Annotated in this window: 25 protein-coding genes; 19 read left to right on the forward strand and 6 right to left on the reverse strand. The window is 54.5% G+C overall.

Features of this window, described 5'->3' with window-relative positions; all coding sequences use genetic code 11:
* Window positions 1–4: 4 nt before the first annotated feature.
* The 13 genes from nuoA (at window position 5) to nuoN (ending at window position 14,967) form a co-directional block, all read left to right on the forward strand.
* Window positions 5–451, forward strand: a complete 447-nt coding sequence (gene nuoA / locus ABOC97_RS03385; protein WP_052284913.1) for an NADH-quinone oxidoreductase subunit NuoA — start codon at window positions 5–7, stop codon at window positions 449–451.
* A gap of 15 nt (window positions 452–466) precedes the next feature.
* Window positions 467–1,141 (forward strand): NADH-quinone oxidoreductase subunit NuoB, encoded by a 675-nt coding sequence (gene nuoB / locus ABOC97_RS03390; protein ID WP_052284914.1) that lies wholly within the window; start codon window positions 467–469, stop codon window positions 1,139–1,141.
* A 92-nt stretch (window positions 1,142–1,233) separates the two neighbouring features.
* Window positions 1,234–3,039 (forward strand): NADH-quinone oxidoreductase subunit C/D, encoded by a 1,806-nt coding sequence (gene nuoC / locus ABOC97_RS03395; protein WP_349594072.1) that lies wholly within the window; start codon window positions 1,234–1,236, stop codon window positions 3,037–3,039.
* Between the two features lie 2 nt (window positions 3,040–3,041).
* Window positions 3,042–3,542 carry an NADH-quinone oxidoreductase subunit NuoE gene (nuoE, locus tag ABOC97_RS03400; protein WP_349594075.1) on the forward strand — a complete coding sequence of 167 codons (501 nt, stop codon included), beginning with the start codon at window positions 3,042–3,044 and terminating at the stop codon, window positions 3,540–3,542.
* Window positions 3,542–4,879, forward strand: a complete 1,338-nt coding sequence (gene nuoF / locus ABOC97_RS03405) for an NADH-quinone oxidoreductase subunit NuoF (RefSeq protein ID WP_349594078.1) — start codon at window positions 3,542–3,544, stop codon at window positions 4,877–4,879. Before nuoE ends, nuoF begins: the two co-directional genes overlap by 1 nt.
* Before the next feature lie 32 nt (window positions 4,880–4,911).
* Window positions 4,912–7,638 (forward strand): NADH-quinone oxidoreductase subunit NuoG, encoded by a 2,727-nt coding sequence (gene nuoG, locus ABOC97_RS03410; protein ID WP_349594080.1) that lies wholly within the window; start codon window positions 4,912–4,914, stop codon window positions 7,636–7,638.
* Window positions 7,635–8,612, forward strand: coding sequence for an NADH-quinone oxidoreductase subunit NuoH (gene nuoH / locus ABOC97_RS03415; RefSeq protein WP_052284918.1), 978 nt, complete (start codon window positions 7,635–7,637; stop codon window positions 8,610–8,612). The genes nuoG and nuoH overlap by 4 nt, the downstream gene beginning before the upstream one ends.
* A gap of 14 nt (window positions 8,613–8,626) precedes the next feature.
* The gene (gene nuoI / locus ABOC97_RS03420; RefSeq protein WP_052284919.1) at window positions 8,627–9,169 is read left to right on the forward strand and encodes an NADH-quinone oxidoreductase subunit NuoI; all 543 of its coding nucleotides are present in this window, start codon (window positions 8,627–8,629) and stop codon (window positions 9,167–9,169) included.
* Window positions 9,170–9,180: 11 nt separating this feature from the next.
* Complete coding sequence (gene nuoJ / locus ABOC97_RS03425; RefSeq protein WP_052284920.1) at window positions 9,181–9,735, forward strand: NADH-quinone oxidoreductase subunit J; 555 nt, start codon at window positions 9,181–9,183, stop codon at window positions 9,733–9,735.
* Window positions 9,732–10,034 carry an NADH-quinone oxidoreductase subunit NuoK gene (gene nuoK, locus ABOC97_RS03430; protein ID WP_052284921.1) on the forward strand — a complete coding sequence of 101 codons (303 nt, stop codon included), beginning with the start codon at window positions 9,732–9,734 and terminating at the stop codon, window positions 10,032–10,034. Before nuoJ ends, nuoK begins: the two co-directional genes overlap by 4 nt.
* Window positions 10,031–11,872: an NADH-quinone oxidoreductase subunit L gene (nuoL, locus tag ABOC97_RS03435; RefSeq protein WP_349594085.1), complete on the forward strand. Its 1,842-nt coding sequence runs from the start codon at window positions 10,031–10,033 to the stop codon at window positions 11,870–11,872. The genes nuoK and nuoL overlap by 4 nt, the downstream gene beginning before the upstream one ends.
* Window positions 11,873–11,973: 101 nt before the next feature.
* On the forward strand, window positions 11,974–13,503 hold the full coding sequence (gene nuoM / locus ABOC97_RS03440) for an NADH-quinone oxidoreductase subunit M (protein ID WP_349594088.1): 1,530 nt from the start codon (window positions 11,974–11,976) through the stop codon (window positions 13,501–13,503).
* Window positions 13,504–13,509: 6 nt separating this feature from the next.
* Entirely contained in the window at window positions 13,510–14,967 is a 1,458-nt protein-coding gene (nuoN, locus tag ABOC97_RS03445) for an NADH-quinone oxidoreductase subunit NuoN (protein WP_349594090.1), read from the forward strand.
* Window positions 14,968–15,068: 101 nt separating this feature from the next.
* Here nuoN and eamB read toward each other — a convergent pair whose 3' ends face one another.
* Window positions 15,069–15,656 carry a cysteine/O-acetylserine transporter gene (gene eamB / locus ABOC97_RS03450; RefSeq protein WP_061284093.1) on the reverse strand — a complete coding sequence of 196 codons (588 nt, stop codon included), beginning with the start codon at window positions 15,654–15,656 and terminating at the stop codon, window positions 15,069–15,071.
* A gap of 112 nt (window positions 15,657–15,768) precedes the next feature.
* Between eamB and ABOC97_RS03455 the strand changes: the two genes are divergently transcribed.
* A complete protein-coding gene (locus ABOC97_RS03455; RefSeq protein WP_349594093.1) occupies window positions 15,769–16,656 on the forward strand; it encodes a LysR family transcriptional regulator in 888 nt (295 codons plus the stop codon).
* Window positions 16,657–16,678: 22 nt separating this feature from the next.
* Here ABOC97_RS03455 and ABOC97_RS03460 read toward each other — a convergent pair whose 3' ends face one another.
* Complete coding sequence (locus tag ABOC97_RS03460) at window positions 16,679–17,329, reverse strand: LysE family translocator (RefSeq protein WP_349594096.1); 651 nt, start codon at window positions 17,327–17,329, stop codon at window positions 16,679–16,681.
* A gap of 305 nt (window positions 17,330–17,634) precedes the next feature.
* Here ABOC97_RS03460 and ABOC97_RS03465 point away from each other — a divergent pair, with 305 nt between their 5' ends.
* On the forward strand, window positions 17,635–18,036 hold the full coding sequence (locus tag ABOC97_RS03465; protein ID WP_349594099.1) for a hypothetical protein: 402 nt from the start codon (window positions 17,635–17,637) through the stop codon (window positions 18,034–18,036).
* 90 nt (window positions 18,037–18,126) lie between these two features.
* Here ABOC97_RS03465 and ABOC97_RS03470 read toward each other — a convergent pair whose 3' ends face one another.
* The 3 genes from ABOC97_RS03470 to ABOC97_RS03480 all read right to left on the reverse strand — a co-directional run bounded on the left by ABOC97_RS03470 (window position 18,127) and on the right by ABOC97_RS03480 (window position 21,659).
* Window positions 18,127–19,158 (reverse strand): methionine synthase, encoded by a 1,032-nt coding sequence (locus ABOC97_RS03470; protein ID WP_349594102.1) that lies wholly within the window; start codon window positions 19,156–19,158, stop codon window positions 18,127–18,129.
* Between the two features lie 27 nt (window positions 19,159–19,185).
* Window positions 19,186–20,163 carry a DUF1852 domain-containing protein gene (locus ABOC97_RS03475; RefSeq protein WP_349594105.1) on the reverse strand — a complete coding sequence of 326 codons (978 nt, stop codon included), beginning with the start codon at window positions 20,161–20,163 and terminating at the stop codon, window positions 19,186–19,188.
* 257 nt (window positions 20,164–20,420) lie between these two features.
* Window positions 20,421–21,659 (reverse strand): MFS transporter, encoded by a 1,239-nt coding sequence (locus ABOC97_RS03480; protein WP_349594108.1) that lies wholly within the window; start codon window positions 21,657–21,659, stop codon window positions 20,421–20,423.
* 346 nt (window positions 21,660–22,005) lie between these two features.
* Here ABOC97_RS03480 and ABOC97_RS03485 point away from each other — a divergent pair, with 346 nt between their 5' ends.
* Window positions 22,006–22,374: a hypothetical protein gene (locus tag ABOC97_RS03485; protein ID WP_349594111.1), complete on the forward strand. Its 369-nt coding sequence runs from the start codon at window positions 22,006–22,008 to the stop codon at window positions 22,372–22,374.
* Between the two features lie 326 nt (window positions 22,375–22,700).
* On the opposite strand, the gene ABOC97_RS03490 is transcribed toward ABOC97_RS03485, so the two are convergent.
* Window positions 22,701–23,588 (reverse strand): LysR family transcriptional regulator, encoded by an 888-nt coding sequence (locus ABOC97_RS03490; protein WP_349594114.1) that lies wholly within the window; start codon window positions 23,586–23,588, stop codon window positions 22,701–22,703.
* A gap of 107 nt (window positions 23,589–23,695) precedes the next feature.
* Here ABOC97_RS03490 and ABOC97_RS03495 point away from each other — a divergent pair, with 107 nt between their 5' ends.
* The 3 genes from ABOC97_RS03495 to ABOC97_RS03505 all read left to right on the forward strand — a co-directional run bounded on the left by ABOC97_RS03495 (window position 23,696) and on the right by ABOC97_RS03505 (window position 26,290).
* Window positions 23,696–24,865, forward strand: a complete 1,170-nt coding sequence (locus tag ABOC97_RS03495) for an MFS transporter (protein ID WP_349594118.1) — start codon at window positions 23,696–23,698, stop codon at window positions 24,863–24,865.
* 65 nt (window positions 24,866–24,930) lie between these two features.
* Window positions 24,931–25,134: a tautomerase family protein gene (locus ABOC97_RS03500; RefSeq protein WP_234502588.1), complete on the forward strand. Its 204-nt coding sequence runs from the start codon at window positions 24,931–24,933 to the stop codon at window positions 25,132–25,134.
* A gap of 124 nt (window positions 25,135–25,258) precedes the next feature.
* Entirely contained in the window at window positions 25,259–26,290 is a 1,032-nt protein-coding gene (locus tag ABOC97_RS03505; RefSeq protein ID WP_349594121.1) for an AbrB family transcriptional regulator, read from the forward strand.
* The last annotated feature ends 118 nt before the right edge of the window (window positions 26,291–26,408 follow it).

Consider the following 26,408-nt stretch of genomic DNA (forward strand, 5'->3'; position numbering starts at 1 on the left):
AGCAATGCGTATGTCAACATCCACTGAAATCATCGCTCATCACTGGGCATTCGCTATTTTTCTGATCATTGCCATTGGCCTTTGCTGCTTGATGTTAATCGGCGGCTGGTACCTTGGTGGTCGCGCGCGCGCCAGAAGCAAAAACACCCCGTTTGAGTCAGGTATCGACTCCGTTGGCACCGCTCGTCTGCGCCTGTCGGCTAAGTTTTATCTGGTCGCCATGTTCTTCGTCATCTTCGACGTGGAAGCGCTTTACCTTTACGCCTGGTCAACCTCGATTCGCGAAAGCGGCTGGGTTGGTTTTATTGAGGCCGCCATTTTCATATTTGTGCTGCTGGCCGGTCTGGTTTACCTCGTTCGCATTGGCGCGCTCGATTGGACGCCTGCGCGTTCTCGCCGCACGATGGTTAACCCAGAATCCGACAGCGTCACTAACCGTAATACGCAGTAAAAGCGAGGCAATAAGATGGATTATACGCTCACCCGCATAGATCCTAACGGTGAGAACGACCGTTACCCCCTGCAAAAACAGGAGATTGTGACCGATCCCCTGGAGCAAGAGGTGAATAAAAGCGTGTATATGGGGAAACTCGAACACGCGCTGCATGACATGGTCAACTGGGGTCGAAAGAACTCAATCTGGCCATACAACTTCGGCCTTTCTTGCTGCTACGTTGAAATGGTGACGTCATTCACTGCGGTGCATGACGTTGCGCGTTTTGGGGCAGAAGTACTGCGTGCCTCTCCGCGTCAGGCCGACCTGATGGTCGTGGCGGGCACCTGCTTCACCAAAATGGCACCGGTTATTCAGCGTCTGTATGACCAGATGCTGGAACCGAAGTGGGTTATCTCCATGGGTGCCTGTGCAAACTCCGGCGGCATGTACGATATCTACTCCGTGGTGCAGGGCGTCGATAAGTTTATTCCGGTCGATGTGTACATTCCTGGCTGCCCACCGCGCCCGGAAGCTTACATGCAGGCGCTGATGCTGCTGCAGGAATCGATTGGTAAAGAACGTCGTCCGCTCTCGTGGGTGGTTGGCGATCAGGGCGTTTATCGCGCCAATATGCAGTCGGAACGCGAGCGTAAACGCGGCGAACGCATTGCTGTGACGAATCTCCGCTCTCCGGACGAGATTTAATTTGCGCCTGCGGGCAGTGGCAGATTTTTACTTCGCAAATCAACATACAACAGCGCGAAGCCACGCCCGGCAGTCACCACGGACCTTTTGCAATGGTGAACAATATGACCGATTTAACTGCGCAAGAAGTAGCCGCCTGGCAAACCCGCGATCACCTTGATGATCCGGTCATCGGCGAACTGCGCAACCGTTTTGGGCCGGATGCATTTACCGTTCAGGCCACCCGCACCGGGGTACCTGTCGTATGGGTTAAGCGCGAACAGCTGCTGGAAATTATCGATTTCCTGAAGAAGCTGCCGAAACCTTACGTCATGATGTTCGACCTGCACGGCATGGACGAACGTCTGCGCACTCACCGCGATGGATTACCTGCCGCGGACTTTTCCGTTTTCTATCACCTGATCTCAATGGACCGCAACCGCGACATTATGCTCAAGGTGGCGTTGTCTGAAAACGATCTGAATGTGCCGACAATCACTAAACTTTTCCCGAACGCCAACTGGTACGAGCGTGAAACCTGGGAGATGTTTGGCATTACCTTCAATGGCCACCCGCACCTGACGCGTCTGCTGATGCCACCGACCTGGGAAGGCCACCCGCTGCGTAAAGACTACCCGGCGCGCGCCACCGAATTCGATCCGTTTGAGCTGACTAAAGCCAAGCAGGATCTGGAAATGGAAGCGCTGACCTTCAAACCAGAAGACTGGGGCATGAAGCGTAGCACCGAGAATGAGGACTTCATGTTCTTGAACCTCGGTCCTAACCACCCGTCTTCCCACGGTGCATTCCGTATCGTCCTGCAGCTGGACGGCGAAGAGATCGTCGACTGCGTACCGGACATCGGCTACCACCACCGTGGCGCTGAGAAAATGGGCGAGCGTCAGTCCTGGCATAGCTACATTCCGTATACCGACCGTATCGAGTACCTCGGCGGCTGCGTGAACGAAATGCCTTACGTGCTGGCGGTTGAAAAACTGGCGGGAATCACCGTTCCTGAGCGCGTTGACGTCATCCGCGTCATGCTCTCCGAACTGTTCCGTATCAACAGCCACCTGCTGTACATCTCGACGTTTATTCAGGACGTCGGCGCGATGACCCCGGTCTTCTTCGCCTTCACCGACCGTCAGAAAATTTATGACGTGGTTGAAGCGATTACCGGTTTCCGTATGCACCCGGCCTGGTTCCGTATCGGCGGTGTGGCACACGATCTGCCGCGCGGCTGGGACAAGCTGCTGCGTGATTTCCTCGACTGGATGCCGAAGCGTCTGGATTCCTATGAGAAAGCCGCGCTGCGTAACACCATTCTGAAAGGCCGTTCGCAGGGCGTTGCCGCCTACGGTAAGAAAGAAGCGCTGGACTGGGGCTGTACCGGTGCCGCGCTGCGTGCGACCGGCGTTGATTTCGACGTGCGTAAAGCGCGTCCATACTCTGGCTACCAAAACTTCGACTTCGAAGTCCCGGTTGGCGGCGGCGTGTCCGACTGCTATACCCGCGTGATGCTGAAGGTGGAAGAGCTGCGTCAGAGTCTGCGTATCCTTGAGCAGTGCCTCAAAAACATGCCGGAAGGCCCGTTCAAAGCGGATCACCCGCTGACCACGCCGCCGCCGAAAGAGCGCACGCTGCAGCATATCGAGACCCTGATCACCCACTTCCTGCAGGTTTCCTGGGGCCCGGTCATGCCGGCGCAGGAGTCTTTCCAGATGGTGGAAGCAACCAAGGGTATTAACAGTTACTACCTGACCAGCGACGGCAGCACCATGAGCTACCGTACTCGTATCCGTACCCCGAGCTATGCGCACCTGCAGCAGATCCCGGTCGCGGTACGCGGCAGCCTGGTGTCCGACCTGATCGTTCACTTGGGTAGTATCGATTTTGTTATGTCAGACGTGGACCGCTAATTATGCACGAAAATCAACAACCACAATCCGAGGCCTTTGAGCTGAGTGCGGTAGAGCGTGAAGCCATTGAGCACGAGAAGCACCACTACGAAGACCCGCGTGCGGCGTCCATTGAAGCGCTGAAGATCGTTCAGAAGCAGCGCGGCTGGGTGCCGGACGGCGCGATCCATGCGATCGCTGGCTTGCTGGACATCCCGGCAAGCGATGTTGAAGGCGTTGCGACCTTCTACAGTCAGATCTTCCGCCAGCCGGTTGGCCGTCACGTGATCCGCTATTGCGACAGCGTGGTGTGCCACATTAATGGCTATCAGGGTATTCAGGCTGCGCTTGAGAAAAAACTCGACATCAAACCGGGGCAGACGACTTTCGACGGTCGTTTTACGCTGCTGCCGACCTGCTGTCTGGGGAACTGCGATAAAGGGCCGAGCATGATGATCGATGAGGATACTCACGCGCATCTGACCCCGGAGGGCATTCCTGACCTACTGGAGCGGTATAAATAATGAAAACCGTGATCCGTACTCCCGAAACGCATCCGCTCACCTGGCGTCTGCGCGATGACAAACAGCCGGTATGGCTGGACGAATACCGTAGCAAAAACGGCTATGAAGGTGCGCGTAAAGCGCTGACCGGGCTGGCACCGGACGAAATCGTCAATCAGGTAAAAGACGCTGGCCTGAAAGGGCGCGGCGGCGCGGGCTTTTCCACCGGTCTGAAGTGGAGCCTGATGCCGAAAGACGAATCCATGAACATCCGTTACCTGCTGTGTAACGCCGATGAAATGGAGCCGGGCACCTATAAAGACCGTTTACTTATGGAGCAGCTGCCGCACCTGCTGGTGGAAGGCATGCTGATTTCCGCGTTCGCGCTGAAAGCGTACCGCGGTTACATCTTCCTGCGCGGTGAATACATTGAAGCGGCCGTGCACCTGCGCCGCGCCATTGCCGAAGCAACCGAAGCCGGTCTGCTTGGCAAAAATATCATGGGCACCGGGTTCGATTTCGAACTGTTCGTGCACACCGGGGCAGGGCGTTACATCTGCGGCGAAGAAACCGCGCTGATTAACTCTCTCGAAGGTCGTCGCGCCAACCCACGCTCGAAGCCGCCGTTCCCGGCAAGCTCCGGCGTATGGGGTAAACCGACCTGCGTCAACAACGTGGAAACCCTGTGCAACGTCCCAGCGATTCTGGCCAACGGCGTTGAGTGGTATCAGAACATCTCTACCAGCAAAGACGCCGGTACCAAGCTGATGGGCTTCTCTGGCCGCGTGAAAAATCCGGGCCTGTGGGAGCTGCCGTTTGGCACTACCGCACGTGAAATCCTGGAAGATTACGCGGGCGGCATGCGCGATGGTCTGAAGTTTAAGGCCTGGCAGCCGGGCGGCGCGGGGACCGACTTCCTGACCGAAGCGCACCTTGACCTGCCGATGGAGTTTGAAAGCATCGGTAAAGCCGGTAGCCGTTTGGGCACCGCGCTGGCGATGGCCGTTGACCATGAAATTGGCATGGTCGGCCTGGTGCGTAACCTGGAAGAGTTCTTCGCCCGCGAATCCTGCGGCTGGTGCACACCGTGCCGTGACGGCCTGCCGTGGAGCGTGAAAATTCTGCGCGCCATTGAGCGGGGCGAAGGTCAGCCTGGCGATATCGAGACACTTGAGCAACTGTGTCGATTCTTAGGCCCGGGGAAAACCTTCTGCGCGCATGCGCCTGGTGCGGTTGAACCGCTGCAGAGCGCAATTAAATATTTCCGCGACGAATTCGAGGCAGGCATTAAGCAGCAGTTCAGCAATACCCACGCTATTCATGGGATTCAGCCGAACCTGCTTAAGACGCGCTGGTAATCTAAAGATTTATTTATTTTGGAAGCACGCTAATGGCTACGATTCATGTAGACGGCAAAGAATACGAGGTTAATGGGGCGGACAACCTGCTGCAGGCATGTCTCTCTCACGGCCTTGATATTCCATACTTTTGCTGGCACCCGGCGCTAGGTAGCGTCGGTGCTTGCCGCCAGTGTGCGGTGAAGCAATATCAAAACGCGGAAGACACGCGTGGTCGCCTGGTGATGTCCTGTATGACTCCGGCATCTGACGGCACCTTTATTTCTATTGATGACGAAGAAGCAAAACAGTTCCGCGAAAGCGTGGTGGAGTGGTTGATGACCAACCACCCACACGACTGCCCGGTCTGTGAAGAGGGTGGCAACTGCCACTTGCAGGATATGACCGTGATGACCGGTCATAGCTTCCGTCGCTATCGCTTTACTAAGCGTACCCACCGTAACCAGGACCTGGGGCCGTTCATCTCTCACGAAATGAACCGCTGCATCGCCTGCTACCGCTGCGTGCGTTATTACAAAGACTACGCAGACGGCACCGATTTGGGTGTGTACGGCGCGCACGACAACGTCTACTTCGGTCGTCCGGAAGACGGTACGCTGGAAAGCGAATTCTCCGGTAACCTGGTTGAAATCTGCCCGACCGGCGTATTTACCGATAAAACGCACTCTGAGCGCTACAACCGTAAGTGGGACATGCAGTTTGCGCCAAGCATCTGCCAGCAGTGCTCTATTGGCTGTAACACCAGCCCGGGCGAGCGCTATGGTGAACTGCGTCGTATCGAAAACCGTTATAACGGTACCGTCAACCACTACTTCCTCTGCGACCGTGGTCGCTTTGGCTATGGCTATGTGAACCTGAAAGACCGTCCGCGTCAGCCGGTTCAGCGTCGTGGCGACGATCTGATAACCCTCAACGCCGAGCAGGCGATGCAGGGCGCGGCGGATATTCTGCGTCAGTCGAAGAAAGTGATTGGTATTGGTTCTCCACGTGCGAGCGTTGAAAGCAACTTCGCGCTGCGTGAACTGGTGGGCGCGGATAACTTCTACACCGGTATCGCCAAAGGCGAGCAGGAACGTCTGCAGCTGGCGCTGAAAGTGCTGCGCGAAGGCGGCATCCATACGCCTGCACTGCGTGATATCGAATCTTACGATGCGGTGCTGGTACTGGGTGAAGACATTACCCAGACCGGCGCCCGCGTTGCGCTGGCGGTTCGCCAGGCGGTGAAAGGTAAAGCGCGCGAAATGGCGGCAGCCCAGAAAGTGGCTGACTGGCAGATTGCAGCAATCCTCAACATCGGCCAGCGTGCCAAACACCCGCTGTTCGTCACCAACGTCGACGACACCCGTCTGGATGATATCGCCGCGTGGACCTACCGCGCACCGGTAGAAGACCAGGCCCGTTTAGGCTTTGCGATTGCCCACGCGCTGGATAACAACGCACCGGCTGTTGACGGTATTGACCGTGACCTGCAGGGCAAAATTGATGTCATCGTCCAGGCGCTGGCCGGGGCGAAGAAACCACTGATTGTTTCCGGTACTAACGCCGGTAGCGCCGATGTCATTCAGGCTGCGGCTAACGTCGCGAAAGCGCTGAAAGCTCGCGGTTCCGATGTTGGCGTGACGATGATTGCTCGTGCGGTGAACAGCGTCGGTCTCGGCTTGATTGGTGGTGGTTCACTCGATGAAGCGTTGAACGAACTGGAAAGCGGCGCTGCCGATGCGGTTATCGTGCTGGAAAACGACCTGCACCGTCACGCTTCTGCCAGCCGCGTCAATGCTGCGTTGGACAAAGCGCCTTTGGTGATGGTCATCGACCATCAGCGCACGGCGATTATGGATCACGCGCATCTGGTGCTGTCGGCGGCAAGCTTTGCGGAAAGCGATGGTACGGTGATTAACAACGAAGGCCGCGCACAGCGCTTCTTCCAGGTTTATGACCCAAGCTACTACGACAGCAAAACCATCATGCTGGAAAGCTGGCGCTGGCTGCATTCGCTGCACAGCACCCTGGAAAACCGTCATGTTGACTGGACTCAGCTGGATCACGTGATTGACGCCGCCGTTGCTGCGCTGCCGCAGTTGGCGGGCATTAAAGATGCGGCTCCTGACGCGTCGTTCCGTATTCGCGGTCAGAAACTGGCGCGTGAACCGCACCGTTACAGCGGTCGTACGGCAATGCGCGCCAATATCAGCGTGCACGAACCGCGTCAGCCGCAGGATAAAGACACCATGTTTGCCTTCTCGATGGAAGGGAACAACCAGCCGGACGCACCGCGTTCGCAGATCCCATTTGCATGGGCTCCAGGCTGGAACTCCCCGCAGGCGTGGAACAAGTTCCAGGCTGAAGTGGGCGGTAAACTGCGTCACGGTGACCCGGGCGTACGTCTGATTGAAGCGTCGGAAAACGGTCTGGATTACTTCACCACCGTACCGGCAAGCTTCCAGGCGGAAGCGGGCAAATGGCGCGTAGCACCGTACTATCACCTGTTCGGCAGCGATGAAATGTCGCAGCGCGCACCGGTATTCCAGACGCGCATGCCGCAGCCTTACCTCAAGCTCAACCCGGCAGATGCCGCGGCGCTTGGCGTGAATGCGGGTGCGAAGATGGCGTTCAGCTACGACGGTCAGACGGTCACGCTGCCGCTGGTGATTTCCAGCGGGCTGGTGGCAGGGCAGGTTGGTTTGCCGATGGGCATGCCGGGCATTGCTCCTGTACTGGCGGGCGCGCGTCTTGAAAATCTGCAGGAGGCACAGCAATGAGTTGGTTAACGCCGGATCTGATTGAGATCCTGATTAGCATCATCAAAGCCGTGGTCATCCTGCTGGTGGTCGTCACCTGCGGCGCGTTCATGAGCTTCGGCGAACGTCGTCTGCTGGGTCTCTTCCAGAATCGCTACGGGCCAAACCGTGTCGGCTGGGGCGGTTCGCTCCAGCTGGTTGCCGACATGATCAAAATGTTCTTTAAAGAGGACTGGGTTCCGAAATTCTCGGACCGTATGATCTTTACTCTGGCGCCGGTAATCGCATTCACCTCGCTGCTGCTGGCCTTCGCCATTGTGCCGGTCAGCCCAAGCTGGGTGGTCGCCGACCTCAACATCGGGATCCTGTTCTTCCTGATGATGGCGGGTCTGGCGGTGTACGCGGTGCTGTTCGCCGGCTGGTCGAGCAACAACAAATACTCCCTGCTGGGGGCGATGCGTGCTTCTGCGCAAACGCTGAGCTACGAAGTGTTCCTTGGTCTCTCCCTGATGGGCGTGGTGGCGCAGGCCGGTTCATTCAACATGACCGACATCGTCAATAACCAGGAACACCTGTGGAACGTTATCCCGCAGTTCTTCGGCTTTGTGACCTTTGCGATTGCGGGCGTTGCGGTCTGTCACCGTCACCCGTTTGACCAACCGGAAGCCGAGCAGGAACTGGCTGATGGCTACCACATTGAATATTCCGGCATGAAGTTCGGTCTGTTCTTCGTCGGTGAATACATCGGTATTGTTACCGTATCGGCGCTGATCGTGACGCTGTTCTTCGGCGGCTGGCAAGGCCCGTTCTTACCACCATTCATCTGGTTCGCCATTAAAACGGCATTCTTCATGATGATGTTCATTTTGATTCGCGCCTCATTACCGCGTCCGCGTTATGACCAGGTAATGTCCTTCGGCTGGAAAGTGTGCCTGCCGCTGACGCTAATCAACTTGCTGGTAACGGCGGCTGTCATTCTCTGGCAGCAGCCATAAGGGGCGATGAGACCATGACCTTAAAAGATATTATCGTAGGTTTCGGTACCCAGGTACGCAGTATCTGGATGATCGGCCTGCATGCGTTCGCTAAACGCGAAACGCAAATGTACCCGGAAGAGCCGGTCTACCTGCCGCCGCGCTATCGTGGCCGTATCGTGCTGACGCGCGACCCGGACGGCGATGAGCGCTGCGTAGCCTGTAACCTGTGCGCGGTAGCCTGCCCGGTGGGCTGTATCTCTTTGCAAAAAGCAGAGACCAAAGACGGCCGCTGGTATCCGGAGTTTTTCCGCATTAACTTCTCACGCTGCATTTTCTGCGGCCTGTGTGAAGAAGCGTGCCCAACCACGGCGATTCAGTTGACCCCGGACTTCGAACTGGGTGAATACAAGCGTCAGGACCTGGTGTACGAAAAAGAGGATCTGCTGATTTCCGGTCCGGGCAAATACCCGGAATATAACTTCTACCGGATGGCGGGTATGGCAATCGACGGCAAAGATAAGGGCGAAGCAGAGAACGAAGCCAAGCCTATCGACGTCAAGAGCCTGTTACCGTAAGGAGAGGGGCAATGGAATTCGCTTTTTATATCTGTGGCCTTGTTGCTGTCCTCGCGACGCTGCGAGTGATTACGCACACTAACCCGGTACACGCACTGCTGTACTTGATTATCTCGCTGCTGGCAATTGCCGGGGTGTTCTTCTCGCTGGGCGCTTACTTCGCCGGTGCGCTGGAGATCATCGTTTACGCGGGTGCCATCATGGTGCTGTTCGTCTTCGTGGTGATGATGCTGAACCTGGGCGGGGCTGAAATCGCCCAGGAACGTCAGTGGCTGAAGCCGCAAATCTGGATTGGCCCGGCGATTCTTTCCGCCGTGCTGCTGGCGGTGATGGTGTATGCCATCCTCGGCATTAACGACCAGGGTATCGACGGAAACGCAATCAGCGCGAAAGAAGTTGGTATCGCACTGTTCGGGCCATACGTGCTGGCGGTTGAACTGGCTTCGATGCTGCTGCTGGCAGGCCTGGTTGTCGCCTTCCACCTCGGCCGTGAAGACCGCGCGGGCGAAGTGCTGAGCAATCGCGCAGGCGATAGCGCGAAAAGAAAAACGGAGGAGCACGCATGATCCCCTTAACCCATGGACTGATCCTCGCCGCGATACTCTTCGTTCTCGGGCTGACCGGTCTGGTTATCCGTCGCAATCTGCTGTTTATGCTGATTGGGCTGGAAATCATGATTAACGCCGCCGCGCTGGCCTTCGTGGTCGCCGGTAGCTACTGGGGCCAGACCGATGGTCAGGTGATGTATATCCTCGCCATTACTCTTGCGGCTGCGGAAGCGAGTATTGGCCTGGCGCTGCTGCTGCAGCTCCATCGTCGCCGCCAGAACCTGAACATCGATTCAGTAAGTGAGTTGCGCGGATGAACATGCTTGCCTTAACCATTATTTTTCCATTAATCGGCTTTGTCCTGCTGGCCTTCTCCCGCGGACGCTGGTCGGAAAACCTGTCCGCCACCATTGGTATGGGGTCGATTGGTCTGTCCGCACTGGTCACCGCGTTTGTCGGCATGGACTTCTTCGCCAACGGCAAACAGGCATTTAGCCTGCCGCTGTGGACCTGGATGTCGGTCGGTGATTTCAACATCGGCTTCAACCTGGTGCTGGACGGCCTGTCTCTGACCATGCTGTCCGTTGTTACCGGCGTAGGCTTCCTGATCCACATGTTCGCCTCCTGGTACATGCGCGGTGAAGAGGGTTACTCCCGCTTCTTCGCCTACACCAACCTGTTCATCGCGAGCATGGTGGTGTTGGTACTGGCGGATAACCTGCTGCTGATGTACCTCGGCTGGGAAGGCGTGGGCCTGTGCTCCTATCTGCTGATCGGTTTCTACTACACCGATCCGAAGAATGGCGCGGCGGCAATGAAAGCCTTCGTGGTGACTCGTGTCGGTGACGTCTTCCTGGCGTTCGCGCTGTTCATTCTCTACAACGAGCTGGGCACGCTGAACTTCCGCGAAATGGTTGAACTGGCTCCGGCACACTTCGCTGCGGGTAACGACATGCTGATGTGGGCAACCCTGATGCTGTTGGGCGGTGCGGTCGGTAAATCGGCACAGCTGCCGTTGCAGACCTGGCTTGCAGACGCAATGGCTGGCCCAACGCCGGTTTCTGCGCTGATCCACGCCGCGACGATGGTAACTGCCGGTGTCTACCTGATTGCTCGTACTCATGGCCTGTTCCTGCTGACGCCAGAAGTACTGCATCTGGTTGGGATTATCGGGGCGATTACGCTGGTGCTGGCAGGCTTTGCCGCGCTGGTGCAGACCGATATCAAACGCGTTCTCGCATACTCCACCATGAGCCAGATTGGTTATATGTTCCTGGCACTGGGCGTTCAGGCGTGGGATGCGGCGATTTTCCACCTGATGACTCACGCATTCTTCAAAGCGCTGCTGTTCCTGGCGTCCGGCTCGGTCATCCTTGCCTGCCACCACGAACAGAACATCTTCAAGATGGGCGGCCTGCGTAAGTCGATTCCGCTGGTGTATGCCTGCTTCCTGGTCGGTGGTGCCGCGCTGTCCGCGCTGCCGCTGATTACCGCGGGCTTCTTCAGTAAAGATGAGATCCTTGCCGGGGCGATGGCCAACGGTCATATCAATCTGATGGTTGCCGGTCTGGTCGGTGCATTCATGACCTCCCTGTATACCTTCCGTATGATCTTCATCGTCTTCCACGGGAAAGAGCAGATTCACGCCCACGCAGGGAAGGGGATTACCCACCACCTGCCGCTGATTGTGCTGATGGTGCTGTCGACCTTTATCGGCGCGATGATTGTGCCACCGCTGCATGGCGTACTGCCAGCGACCACCGAGCTTGAGCACGGTCGCGTGCTGACGCTGGAAATCACTTCCGGTGTGGTGGCGATTGCCGGCATCCTGATTGCAGCATGGCTGTGGCTGGGCAAACGTACGCTGGTGACCTCTATCGCTAATAGCGCGCCGGGCCGTCTGCTAGGCACATGGTGGTATAACGCCTGGGGCTTCGACTGGCTGTACGACAAAGTGTTCGTTAAGCCGTTCCTGGGCATTGCCTGGCTGCTGAAGAGCGACCCGCTCAATGCGCTGATGAACATTCCAGCAATTCTCTCCCGCTTTGCAGGCAAAGGCCTGGTGATGAGCGAGAACGGATATCTGCGCTGGTATGTTGCGTCGATGAGCATTGGTGCCGTGGTTGTTCTGGCGCTGTTGATGGTGTTGCGTTAATTCGTTGGGGAGGGATTTCCTCCCCATGAAAATGTCGTGCTGTTTTCCTGTTCCGGCTGGCGTCGTTGCCACCGGATAGATGAATAAGGAAATGAATTGCCATGTTATTACCCTGGCTAATACTGATTCCCTTTATCGGCGGTTTCCTCTGCTGGCAGACTGAACGCTTTGGCGTGAAGATGCCGCGCTGGATTGCGCTGATAACCATGGGACTGACGCTGGCGCTGTCTCTGCAACTGTGGTTGCAGGGGGGCTATTCGCTGACTCAATCCGCAGGCCTGCCGCAGTGGCAGTCTGAGTTTATCCTGCCGTGGATCCCGCGCTTTGGTATCACCGTGCACCTGGCGCTCGACGGTCTGTCGCTGCTGATGGTGGTGCTGACCGGGCTGTTGGGCGTGCTGGCGGTACTCTGCTCCTGGCGTGAAATCCAGAAATATCAGGGCTTCTTCCACCTCAACCTGATGTGGATCCTGGGCGGCGTTATCGGCGTGTTCCTGGCCATCGACATGTTCCTGTTCTTCTTCTTCTGGGAGATGATGCTGGTACCGATGTACTTCCTGATTGCGCTGTGGGGCCACAAAGCCTCTGACGGTAAAACGCGTATCACGGCGGCGACTAAGTTCTTCATCTACACCCAGGCGAGTGGTCTGGTGATGCTGATTGCCATTCTGGGCCTGGTGTTTGTTCACCACGGCGCAACCGGCGTATGGACCTTCAACTACGAAGAGCTGCTGAAAACGCCAATGTCGCACGGCGTGGAATATCTGCTGATGCTGGGCTTCTTCATCGCCTTCGCGGTGAAAATGCCGGTGGTTCCACTGCACGGCTGGCTGCCAGACGCGCACTCCCAGGCACCAACCGCGGGTTCCGTCGACCTCGCCGGTATCTTGCTGAAAACCGCGGCCTACGGTCTGCTGCGTTTCGCACTGCCGCTGTTCCCGAATGCTTCCGCCGAATTCGCACCTATCGCGATGTGGCTGGGCGTTATCGGTATCTTCTACGGCGCGTGGATGGCGTTCACTCAGTACGATATTAAACGTCTGATTGCTTACACCTCCGTTTCGCACATGGGCTTCGTGCTGATTGCTATCTACACCGGCAGCCAGCTGGCGTACCAGGGCGCAGTGATTCAGATGATTGCTCACGGCCTGTCGGCTGCGGGTCTGTTCATCCTGTGCGGTCAGCTGTACGAACGTCTGCATACCCGCGACATGCGTCAGATGGGCGGTCTGTGGAGCAAAATTAAATGGTTGCCTGCTCTGTCCATGTTCTTCGCCGTTGCAACGCTTGGGATGCCGGGGACCGGTAACTTTGTCGGCGAATTTATGATCCTCTTCGGCAGCTATAAAGTGGTGCCGGTGATTACGGTGATTTCAACCTTCGGTCTGGTCTTTGCCTCCGTTTACTCGCTGGCGATGCTGCACCGTGCTTACTTCGGTAAAGCGAAGACTGAAATTGCGGCACAAGAACTGCCAGGGATGTCGCTGCGTGAGCTGTTTATCGTGCTGTTGCTGGTCGTGCTTCTGGTACTGCTGGGCTTCTACCCGCAGCCAATCCTGGACACGTCACATTCTGCGATGAGCAATATCCAGCAGTGGTTTGTTAATTCTGTTCCAACTACAAGGCCGTAATTCGCCATGACAATAACTCCACAACAACTGATCGCGCTGTTACCGCTGCTGATCGTCGGCTTGACGGTGGTGGTTGTGATGCTCTCCATTGCGTGGCGACGCAATCACTTCCTCAATGCCACGCTGTCGGTCATTGGGCTTAACGCCGCGCTGGTTTCGCTCTGGTTTGTTGGCCAGGCAGGCGCAATGGACGTCACGCCGCTGATGCGTGTTGACGCGTATGCCATGTTCTACACCGGGCTGGTCCTGCTGGCGAGCCTTGCCACCTGTACCTTTGCTTACCCGTGGCTTGAGGGTTATACCGATAACCGGGAAGAGTTCTACCTGCTGGTGCTGATTGCTGCCATGGGCGGTATTCTGCTGGCGAACGCCAACCACCTGGCGGCGCTGTTCCTCGGGATTGAACTGATTTCCCTGCCGCTGTTTGGCCTCGTGGGCTATGCGTTCCGCCAGAAACGTTCACTGGAAGCGAGCATCAAGTACACCATTCTGTCCGCAGCTGCATCGTCCTTCCTGCTGTTTGGTATGGCGCTGCTGTACGCGCAGTCCGGCAACCTGTTTTTCGTCGCGCTCGGTAAGAGCCTCGGCGATAACATGCTGCACGAACCGCTGCTGCTGGCTGGCCTCGGTATGATGATTGTCGGTCTGGGCTTCAAGCTCTCGCTGGTGCCTTTCCACCTGTGGACGCCGGATGTTTACCAGGGTGCGCCTGCGCCGGTTTCAACCTTCCTGGCAACCGCCAGCAAGATTGCGATTTTCGCCGTGGTGATGCGCCTGTTCCTGTACGCTCCGGTGGGCGACAGCGAAGCGGTGCGCGTGGTGCTTGGCCTTATCGCCTTCGCCTCTATCATCTTCGGTAACCTGATGGCGCTCAGCCAGACCAATATCAAACGTCTGCTTGGTTATTCGTCTATCTCCCACCTCGGCTATCTGCTGGTGGCGATGATTGCGCTGCAAAGCGGCGAAATGTCGATGGAGACCGTCGGGGTCTATCTGGCCGGTTACCTGTTCAGCAGCCTCGGCGCCTTTGGCGTGGTGAGCTTGATGTCCAGCCCATACCGTGGCCCGGATGCAGAATCGCTGTTTGCTTACCGTGGCTTGTTCTGGCACCGTCCGATTCTGGCCGCAGTGATGACCGTGATGATGCTGTCTCTGGCCGGTATCCCGATGACGCTGGGCTTTATCGGTAAATTCTACGTGCTGGCGGTCGGTGTTCAGGCACATCTGTGGTGGCTGGTCGGTGCCGTGGTTGTGGGCTCCGCGATTGGTTTGTACTACTACCTGCGTGTGGCTGTGAGCCTGTACCTGTCTGCTCCGGAAAAGCCGAACCGCGATGCCCCGTCGAACTGGCAGTACAGCGCCGGCGGTATTGTGGTGCTGATTTCCGCGCTGCTGGTGCTGGTGCTGGGTATCTATCCGCAACCGCTGATTAGCATTGTGCAAAAAGCGATGCCGCTGATGTAAGCGATGTGGCTCTAAGAAAAAACCGCCGATTGAACGGCGGTTTTTTTATGGGCGAAGGGGCGGTTGACGAGAATAGACGGGTTTGTATTATGAATCAGTCATTAGAAAAACATCCTGACGGCACAGTAAATCAGTAACAGGGCCAGCACCCGATTAACCAGCCGACCATATTGGCGAAAAATCGACTGGAACAGATGGCCGGCTAATGCCCACACCAGATTTCCCAGACAGCCAATAACGGCGAGCAGAACACTGACTGCGGTCACGGAGAGAATATTCTGCGTATACGGCAGCACGAAGGCGGATAGCGCCGTAATGCCGTACAGAATAATTTTCACGTTGGCAAATTGAAGCCAGAAGCTCAACCAAAAACTCAGGGGCCTTTCGCTGCTGTCATCAGCGGCCGGTGAGCTATTGGCTATCTTCCACGCTAGCCACAAAATATAGGCCGCGCCAATCCATACTAGCCAGTTGGTGAGTGACGGAAGTACGCTGATAAGCGTATAGGTGAAAATGCCACAGACGAGCATGAGCACCAAAAAGCCAGCGCTCATTCCTGCCAGCACGCGCAAACTGCGGCGAAAACCATGTTGGTTCACTGAACTTAGCGCCAGAATATTGTTAGGGCCGGGGGTCAGCGCAGTGATTAATGTATAGGTGAGAAAGCCACTGATTATTGTTGGTGTCACTTGCATTCTCCTTGTTGTCAGCGCATATTAGCCAGCGATATATATTCAAAAAAGCGAATGTTTTTGATATCTGACTTTCAATTTTTCGATGGGTTTGATGCGGAGTGGCTTTATGGATTTGCGGCGTTTCATCACCTTTAAAACGATTGTGGAAGAGGGGTCTTTTGCGCAGGCTGCCCGCAAGCTGTGCTGTACGCAATCCACCGTCACCTTCCAGATCCAACAGCTGGAACAAGAACTCTCATACCCGGTATTCGAAAAAGTCGGCCGTCGTATGGTGCTGACGCCGGCGGGAAAACTACTGCTGCCAAAAGTGAGGGAGTTAACGCGCGTGCTGGAAGGGATCCGTGAGATCTCTGCCAGTGAGGAAGAGATCGCGGGAGAATTACGGATAATGGTCGGGGAGACGCTACTGGCTTATAAAATGCCGGAAGTACTGAGATTGTTTCGTATTAAAGCGCCAAAAGTTCGGTTGTCTCTACAGTCAGTAAACTGTTATTCCATCCGGGATTCCCTGCTTGCCGATAACACTGATTTGGGCGTTTTTTATCGGGTAGGGCATGACGATGCGCTTCACATGGAATATTTTGGCCAGCAGGAGTTAGTGCTGGTTGCCTCTCCGCAGCTCGAAGATGTTGATTTTACCAGGGCAGAGCAGCATATTCCGGTCAGCTTTATTATCAATGAGCCACAGTGCATCTTCCGGCAAATATTCGAATCCTCGCTGCGTGAGCGAAAAATAACCTTAGAGAACACCATTGAGCTTTGGAGCATTGAGAGCATTAAGCGATGCGTGGCCAGTAATCTCGGGGTTTCCTTCCTGCCTTATTTCAGCGTAATGCGGGAACTTGAATCCGGTGAACTTAAAGCGCTGCCTTTTTCTTCCAATCCGCCGACCATTACCGCGCTTTGCGCCTACCATGCCGACAGAACCGTCAGCCCGGCAATGAAAATCTTTATCGACTGTATGCGCGAGTGCCTGGGAGAAAGCGCAACCTGAATGCTGGGCCGCAGACTTCCCCTTATTCCACTGATCTTTGCGGCATACCGCCGCTAAACAGCATGCGAATGCCCAGCCCAATCATCACCACGCCGGTGAATCGCTCCTGCCATTTTAAAAAGCCCGGATGCTGACTAAGCCAGTTGCCGAAGGTGCCTGAGGCGAGGGCGACTGATCCTAGTGAAAGGATGCCGGCCAGTTTTTGAATGCTGCCAAGAATAAGCAGCTGTAGCCAGATAGGGCCGACGGCCGGGTCTACAAACTGTGGGAGAAAGGCGAACATGAACAGCAGTGATTTGGGGTTAGTCAGGCTGTTAATCGCCCCTTCCTTAACCGCTCTTCGGCCTGATATTTTGACGGTTTTGCCAATCCGGGTGTTGGCCCCTGAGGTCGCGAGCATCTTGACGCCGAGCCATATCAGGTAGGCGGCACCCACCCAGCGGAGGACATCCAGCGCCAGCGGCCAGGCATGGACGGCGGCGACCAGGCCGAAGACCAGAAACGAAACCTGAATCGTGCCTGCAATAAAGACGTTGCCTAGCACGGTCAGCAGTGCGATCCGTCGCCCCTGACCAATGCCACGCGCGATGGTGAGCATCATGTCGGGGCCTGGCGAGATTTCCAGCAGGGCTAAGGCGACGAGGAAGGTCAGGAATGTTTCAGTCGTGGGCATACGGGTGAGCCAAAATGGAAGCGGTGAGCTACGTTACCGCAATTTCTGCCGGGCAGGAATAATCAGATTTAGCGTTGACTCATTTGAATCGTGCGGAATGTGTCATCTATTCTTGATAGACGTCAACGTATCAACGATGCCGCATCCTCCATATTACAGGGCCTGAAATGACGCTCAGTTCAGGCAAGGTCAACCGTCAGGGATAATGCGGTGGCAATAAACGCTACGTGGGGGAGTTATGCTTGATGCTTCTCCCCGCGTCAAACGAGATGAAGACAGGGTTCCACAATGAAAAAACGATCGCGATGACCATCCTTGCGGCCGCCGCGTTGGCGGGGTTTACCGCACTTCCGGCGCACGCTATCAGCGAAGCCTATCGTGCCCAGCTTGAACGTTCGGGCTGTACGCAGCTAACCGACGGCAATGGCTGCGATATCCATAAGTCAAAAGCGCAGAATCAGGCTGCCGCACAACCACAAGCGAGTCAGCGCCACGGGAAAGCGGACCCGGAGGCCGCACGAGCGGTGCAGGCGAAAATATTGCCGCAGGTTCGCGATAAGGATCTCGCTCAAGCAATTAAGGTGATGACCAAACAGGGATGGACGCGAGTGGGTAAAGACGGTGTGACGTGGCAGAAGGCCGGATTTAATGCCTTTCTCAACCAGGATGTGGATAGCCGCAAAGTGGTTGGTGTGACCATCGACTAACAGAAAATGATGTTTTGCCGATCTCAGGCGATGAGTGTGATCGCCTGAGATCGAAAGCGTAGCCTCAGAATATCCGGCCGATGCGCCGCGTTATTTCGCCAGAATTTCCCGACGAATAATCTCAGCGCCTGCGCTTAAGGCATTCAGTTTGCCGCGCGCAACCTGACGCGCCAGCGGAGCCATGCCGCAGTTGGTTGACGGATAGAGCTTATCGGCATCGACAAACTGCAGCGCTTTACGCAGCGTATCGGCCACTTCTTCCGCCGTCTCAACGGTGTTGCTGGCAACGTCGATGGCACCCACCATCACTTTTTTACCGCGGATAAGCTCCAGCAGATCCATCGGCACGCGGGAGTTATGGCATTCCAGCGAGATAATATCGATGTTCGATTGCTGCAGCTTCGGGAAGGCCTCTTCATACTGACGCCACTCCGAACCCAGCGTTTTCTTCCAGTCGGTATTGGCTTTAATGCCGTAGCCGTAGCAAATATGTACTGCGGTTTCACACTTCAGCCCTTCAATGGCGCGCTCTAACGTGGCGATACCCCAGTCATTGACCTCATCAAAGAAAACGTTAAAGGCCGGTTCGTCGAACTGGATAATATCGACACCCGCAGCCTCTAATTCTCTCGCTTCCTGGTTAAGAATTTTGGCGAATTCCCAGGCCAGCTTTTCGCGGCTTTTGTAGTGGTTATCATACAGCGTGTCGATCATGGTCATCGGCCCCGGCAGCGCCCATTTAATCGGCTGCTGGGTGAGCTGACGCAGGAATTTCGCATCTTCAACAAACACCGGTTTTTGACGCTCGACGGCACCGACAACCGTTGGGACGCTGGCATCGTAACGGTTACGAATGCGCACGGTCTCGCGCTTTTCAAAGTCTACGCCGTTTAAGTGTTCAATAAAGGTGGTGACGAAGTGCTGGCGAGTTTGCTCGCCGTCGCTAACGATATCAATACCGGCCAGCTGTTGCTCTGCCAGAGATAAACGCAGCGCATCCTGTTTGCCTTCGATTAATTCCTCGTTCTGCAATTTCCACGGGGACCACAGCGTCTCCGGCTGCGCGAGCCAGGATGGTTTCGGCAGGCTGCCAGCAGTAGACGTCGGAAGCAATGTTTTCATAATAGATGACCTTATCTGGCGAATTAATTAAAAAGCGTAGTTAGCAGACCATTGCTCAAGAATGTTCTTGTATGGTTTGATGAAGTTCTCTTCTGTAAACTTCCCTTGCTCAATCGCTAACCGGCTACGCTCATCGCGATCGTAAACAATCTTGGTTAAAGAGTGATCCTGGTTATTCAGGTTCGGTTGGTAACACAGCCCGGCGGCCGAGTTGGCATTATAAATTTCAGGACGATAAATCTTCTGGAACGTCTCCATCGTGCTGATGGTCGCAATCAGCTCAAGGCTGGTGTAATCGCTGAGCAAATCACCGGTGAAGAAGAATGCCAGCGGCGCGACGCTGTTCTGCGGCATGAAATAGCGCACCTTTAGCCCCATCTTGCCGAAATAGGTTTCCGTCAAAGAGGTGCCATTTTGCTGGTATTCAAAACCTAAAACCGGGTGCTGGTTGCCGGTGCGCTGATAGGTGTTTTTATTCGACACGCTCAGGCAGATGACCGGTGCTTTACTAAAGCTTTGCTGGTATTCAGCAGAGTTGACGAAATGCTTGAAGATATTGCCGTGCAAATCGCCAAAGTTCTCAGGGATGCTAAATTGCGCCTGCTGCTTATTATGATCCAACAGCAATACGCTGAAATCATAATCGCGGACGTAAGACGAGAAATTATTGCCGACAATCCCTTCGAAACGCTCGTGAGTCTTGTTATCGATAATATTGGTTTTCAGAATTTCAATGGCCGGGAAGGTATCAGCCTGGTCATCAATATTCATCTCCACTGAAATAATTTCAAGTTCGACGGAATAACGATCGCTTTTTGGGTTATCCCAATGCGCCAGCGTATTAAAGCGGTTATCAATCATCGCCAGCGTATTGCGTAAGTTTTCCTGACGGTTTTCTCCCCGAGCCAGGTTGGCGAAGTTGGTGGTAATACGCGTATTTTCCGAAGGGTTATAATTCTCGTCGAAAATACTGCTGGAAATAGTGAAGGTAAATTCTTTATTCATCGCTCTTGGCATCCTGAGTTCTGACATGAAGATTGTGCCTGTTTCTGGTCTCACCAGAAAACTCTGGGTTGCCATCTAGCAGCGTTCATGTTGCTGATAAGTTAAGATGAGTTAATTTATGCCAGAGCCGCCGGATGAGGGAAAGCGACTTAATTTCATAACAACATGAGTGATCTTCATGATCGCTTTTGGTGGGGCGCTAAATCTCCGGGCCCGAGGAATGGGCGCCGGAGTGGGGGAGACAAACGGACGTAGGATTACACGGCGTGCGGTTTACTCTGCGCGGCGTTATCGAGGCGCCTGATGGCGGGAACCAGACCCACGCCGGCGGTGGCGACAACGACAGCCAACGCGGCAACCAGCAGCACATCGCTGGTGCCAAAACGCGCGGCCAGCGGTCCGGCAACCAGTTCACCAAAGGGGATCGCCACAAACGAGCCGACCGCATCATAGGCATAAACGCGGGCCAGTTTTTCGGGCGGGATATGGGTTTGCAGCGAGTGAGCCCACGAGACACCAAAAAGGCCAAAGGCGACGCCAGCCGTGAAAAAGGCGGCAACCAGCCACGGCGCTGATGCCGGTTGGCTTAGCAGGAAGATAGGGACAGCGCACAGTGCAACCAACATAGCGCCGATAAACAGATCGCGCCGAGGGCGCCAGCGCAGGGCAAGGAACGAGCCCACAATCAGGCCAACGCTTTGTGCCGCAATGATTATGCCCCAGCTGGCGCGGCCAAAAGAGGCGTCGGCAATCACCGGCCCCAGCACCATCACAATACCGCTGAACGCCGCATTGATAATGGTGAACTGGACGACAATCGACCATACCCACGCCCGGCTGGCGAACTCTTTCCAGCCCTCTTTTAAATCCAGCAGGATATTGCTTTGTGATTCATCCACTTTGATGGCTGCCACGCGAATCAACCGATACAGCGGTGCGGCGAATGCAAAGCCGAGAGCATCAATCGCCAGACCCCAGCCGGGGCCAACGGCAGCTATCAGGATCCCGCCAAGCGACGCGCCGATGACCGTACCGCTATAAATACCCAGTTGGATAAGCGCATTGGCTTGACGCAGATTCTGCGCGGGAACCGTTTGAGGAACCAGCGCCGAGGAGGCCGGTAACGCAATACCCGCAGCGGCGCCGTTCAGCGTACCCAGCAGGGCCAGGCTCATGACCGTTGCGGAACCCTCAAGAACTAACCACGCCACGATGGCCTGTGAGATTGCGGCAACCAGCGAAGAGGAAACCAGCACGCGGCTGCGCGAGTAGCGGTCGGCCAATACGCCGCCTATGAGCAAAAAGGCCACGTTGAACAGAGAGCGGGAGGCGACGACAATCCCGAGGTCGGAGACCGACCCGCCGATATCCAGTACCGCAAACGCCAGCGCGATGGGGGCAATACCGTTGCCGAGTACGGTCAGCAGGCGCGCAAAAAAGAGGTGGCGGAAAGCACTAAAGTGAAAAGCGTGCCCTTTTTTATTATTCGTTTTCATGGTGATAAGGGGTCTTTGTTAGAGATAATGTCTGAATGAAACTATGTTTCATAATACTGTATCATGCGAATGCGTCTACGCAATCGCGTTTTTACTCATCAAATATTGATACGGCATATGAATGCTTGGTAAATCATTGCTGACAACTATAAATGTGACGTAGATCAACATACGATAGTCGAAAATGTTTAATTTATGCTGCGTTAATTGCTCGGTAAAATATCTCATTGCTCTCTTTTAATCGCGATGTTATCGCTGTTAATAGTTTTCATTTAAGCCTTTACCTTTAAGGTTTGGGGGCATTTTGACGTAAAGTAGCCAGCAAAATTATTATAATGAGGACTCTATGCGATATTTGACGCTATTGTTATTACCATTGTTATTAGCAGGATGCGCGACTGTTTCAACAACGAAAACGATTGAGGTTATTCCACAACCTGGGGTTGATCATATTGTTGTAGATACCAACGCGTCTGCACGATGTAAGGATATTTTCTTTATCATTACCTGCCGTCTTAACGTTGAGATGACACCTGTCGGTGGCGTTGACTCCACGATAGCAACTGCTCCATTAGCAAAGGCGACATCAACCGCCACTACAGCTAAAGACAGTGCTTCATCGCGACTGACTGAACTGGATGGGTTAAAAAAGAAACAGCTTATCAGCGCTGATGAATATAAAGTTAAGCGAAATGAGATATTAAGAGGTTTATAATGAAAAAAATAGGTTATGTACTCTTGGTTCTCACGACATTATTACAGGGTTGCGTGAATATTGGCGCGTCAAAACAGGTAAGAATTCCCGTGCAGCCATCGACAAAAAATGTGCTGGTGACCAGCACTGCGACGGTACACTGTCGGGACTTTATTATATTCTTTAAATGTAAGCTTGATATCGATACGAAACAAATATAATCACTGAGAACATTAACTCGTTGTCGGTATAAAGAATATTTGATTAATAAAATAGCCTGATGTTTTTCATCAGGCTATTTATTTTTTGCAGGGAGATGACCGGGAGCGGCGTTCAGTCCGCGTACGTTATGCGCTGCGCGCTTGTTCAGCGGTCATAAACGAGATAAAACAGTTGATCACCGGGCTTATCTCACGGTTCTTGCGCCAGACGACCATCGTATTCACGTTACCAATCTGCGGAGAAATCGCATGGCTGCGTATGCTGAAATTGCCCTCATATTGCCGGACGACGCTTTCGGGCAGCAGCGCAATCCCCATGCCTGCGCTTACGCAGCCAAGAATCGCCTGAAATGAACCAAATTCAAGTGGCGTTGAATGTTCCACTCCCAGCGATTCAAGCCATTGCTCCAGGCGGGAACGATAATTACAGCCTTTCACAAACACCAACGGTTTTGTCACCTGAAGGTCGGTACCCTGAGTGACCGCCGGATGCTCGGCCGCCGTCACCAACACCAGCGTCTCCTGGCATAAGATCTGTGATTGTAGTGAGGAATTTTCATCATGCAGCTTTTGGTGGTCGGCAACAAAAGCGACATCCAGTTCGTTATTGCTCACCTGTTGCATCAGCAGTTCCGTCGGCGAGGTCTTTAAATTCAGCTCGACGGCGGGCATTTCGCGGTGAAAACTGGCCAGCAATGGCGGCAAGCGAATCGCTGCCGTCGTCTCCATGGCGCCAATTCGCAGTGGACCCGCGGCCTTTGTTCCCTGCATCGAGAGCTGGGCTTCTTCCAGTAGCGCCATGATTTTGTTGGCATAACGCAGCAGAAGTTGGCCCTCTGGCGTGATGTGCAGACGGTTTTTCTCGCGAATGAACAGCGAGACGTCGAGACTGGTCTCCAGCTGTTTAAGACGGGTCGTGACGTTGGATGATACGCAGTGAAGCTGCCGGGCTGCTGCGGATATCGAGCCCGTTTCTGCTACCGTTTTGAATAAGTTAAGCGCGGTACTGTTCATTGTGACGGTTACTCAAAGTGAACGATCTGGTCTGTTTTATTAACTTTTTATAATCATTTGCTCATGTAAGATAACAATCAAGTTAATTGCCGGATTGAGTGCTAAAAATGGAGCCTGATCACAAAGACGCGCGGTGTCACCAAATCCGTACTGCGGTATTTGGCATGGTCGTATTGACGCTGGGGATGGGGATTGGACGTTTTCTCTATACGCCGATGCTGCCCGTTATGTTGCATGAAGGGCTTTTTACCTTTTCGCAACTGTCGCTGATTGCGAGCGCCAACTATGCGGGATATCTTTTCGGCAGCCTGCTGTTTTCGTTTGGCGTTTTTAATCGTCTGGCCCATCTCAAGAGCATGCTGTTGGCGGTTGCGCTCATCACCGGGCTGCTGATTTTATTGATGGCGGTCGTCACGATACCTGAAGTGGTCATCCTCATTCGATTCCTCGCCGGCGTGGCGAGTGCGGGAATGATGATATTTGGCGCCATGCTGGTTCTCCAGCACAGCCATCATCCTGCGGTGGTTGCCTCGTTATTTTCCGGGGTTGGCGTCGGGATTTTTATCGGTAATGAATATGTCATCGCCGGCGTCGCGCATCTGCTGAGTGCAAAAATGCTTTGGCTAGGGGCTTCCTTTATTTCAGGCGTATTGCTGACGGTCATGTGGATTTTATTACCCCGCGATGCCCATATTCCCAAGGCGATGGCCCAGTCAGTAAAAGCTGACAACAGTATTCAATGGTGGCTACTGGCCCTGTTATATGGCCTGGCTGGGTTTGGCTATATTATTGTCGCCACCTATTTGCCGGTGATGGCAAAAGGATTGGGGGAGACCTTTATCGCCGAACATATTTGGTCGGTTGTGGGTCTGGCGGTGATTCCCGGCTGCTACGGCTGGCTATGGGCTGCCGGTAAATGGAAGCTCCTGCCGTGCCTGAGTATTAATCTGATTGTCCAGGCCTGCTGCGTGGTGCTGGCGGCGATGACCCATTCTTCTATTCTGCTCACGCTAGGCTGTATCGGCTTTGGCGCGACATTTATGGGCACCAGCTCACTGGTGATGCCGCTGGCGAAAAAACTCAACGCACCGCAAAAAGTGAATCTGCTCGGCCTTGTGACCTTAACCTATGGCGTGGGGCAAATTGCCGGGCCGCTGATGGTTAGCGTATTTGACAGCCGCGGGCAGAGTCTTACCGGGCCGACGCTACTCGGCGCGGGGGCATTATTTATCGCGGCGGGTATTAGCCATTTACAATACCGAAAAACAAAATCATAACCGCATCTGCGCATTTTAATATTGAGCAAAACAACGACCACCTCTACCCTACAGGAGAAATGAACATGCCTTATGTCAATATAAAAATTACCAAAGAAGGCGCAACGGATGAGCAGAAAAAACGGCTCATGGCCGGCGTCACCCAATTATTGGTTGATGTTCTGAATAAAAATCCTAATACCACGATTGTGGTGATTGATGAGGTTGAAACCGATAACTGGGGGATCGGCGGTGTACCCGTCACTGAATTACGTAAAATAAGCCAATAACGCCAGCGGATGAATAACCGGGCGATAAATACATAGCCCGTTTTATTCTATCAGCACTACGCTAATCTGTATTAACTGTGCAGCGAGCTGAAATCGTGATCGGTCGAATTCATCGGGGTCTCATATGAAATGGCTGTTAAGCTTCATCTTATGCATCCTGGTTGGTCAGGTTTTTGTCCTGTGCCATATTCCACTTGGCATGATGTTTGGTTCGCTGATGACGGTTTTTCTGCTCACGCGCTTCGTTGGCACAGTGCCAACGCTATCCGGTAGCATTACCTTGATACAGCTCTCGCTGGGAACATCGATTGGGCTGTTAATGCGCCATTTTTCCTTTAGCGAAGGGCTGGAGATTGGACTGTTTTTCGGCCTCTTGCTGCTCTGTTTATCGTTACAATTCACGCTCTGTTATTTCTGGTGTCAGCGAAAATTAGGCTGGAGTAAAGACGAGGCCCTGCTGGGCGCCGTTCCGGGGGCGATGGCCGCGGTGCTGGCCCTGGCCTCGCATATCAAAACGCCGCCGCAAAAAATTGTGATTTCACATTCATTGCGGCTGATTGTGCTGACTCTACTGGCTGGCTTTATTTCACGTGGTGGCGCGGAAGGTAGTTTAGAACCGGCTCCAGCCGCTTTTTACTCCGTGAATAATTTGCTGTGGCTGACCGCGATTGTTGCCGCAGGCTATGCGTTGGGAAAGCTGCTTGAGCGCTATCATTTCCCCGCGCCGTTTATGCTGACCTCGCTGTTTTGCGCCGCCGCGCTGCATCCGTTGGCCGCAGAAACGCTCTATTTCCCGGATGTCCTCAATCAGCTGAGCATGGTGCTGATGGGGATGCTGCTAGGCCATCATTTCACCCTTTTTTCATTACATGAATTTGGCCGCCACCTGTGGTCTTCGCTCCAGCTTACTGCGATAGGGCTGGGTATCACCGTGCTGATGGCCTGGATGGCCTCTTTGCTGGTGGATTATCCCTTCTATTTATTGCTGCTCTCCTGGGCTCCCGGCAGCGTCGAAACCATGTCCTTTGCCGCTCTGATGCTAAAGGCCGATGCGGGATTTGTCATGGCCAATCATCTGGTCCGTATGCTACTTATCCATACGCTGCCCGCACTGGCTATTTATCGGCAAAGTCGGCAAAGCCAGAAATTATCGTAGCGGCATGGGGGATATTCCCGGGAATTGATGGCGAGGGTGAAATATCCGGAAAAATGGTCATTTGGGTTTAAAGTCAGTGTCCTGGTTGGTAAATCCGGCTAAACGCCTCTATAGTCGA

Origin of the sequence: Kluyvera huaxiensis (genome assembly GCF_040149365.1) — a bacterium.
Classification (GTDB): domain Bacteria; phylum Pseudomonadota; class Gammaproteobacteria; order Enterobacterales; family Enterobacteriaceae; genus Kluyvera; species Kluyvera intermedia_A.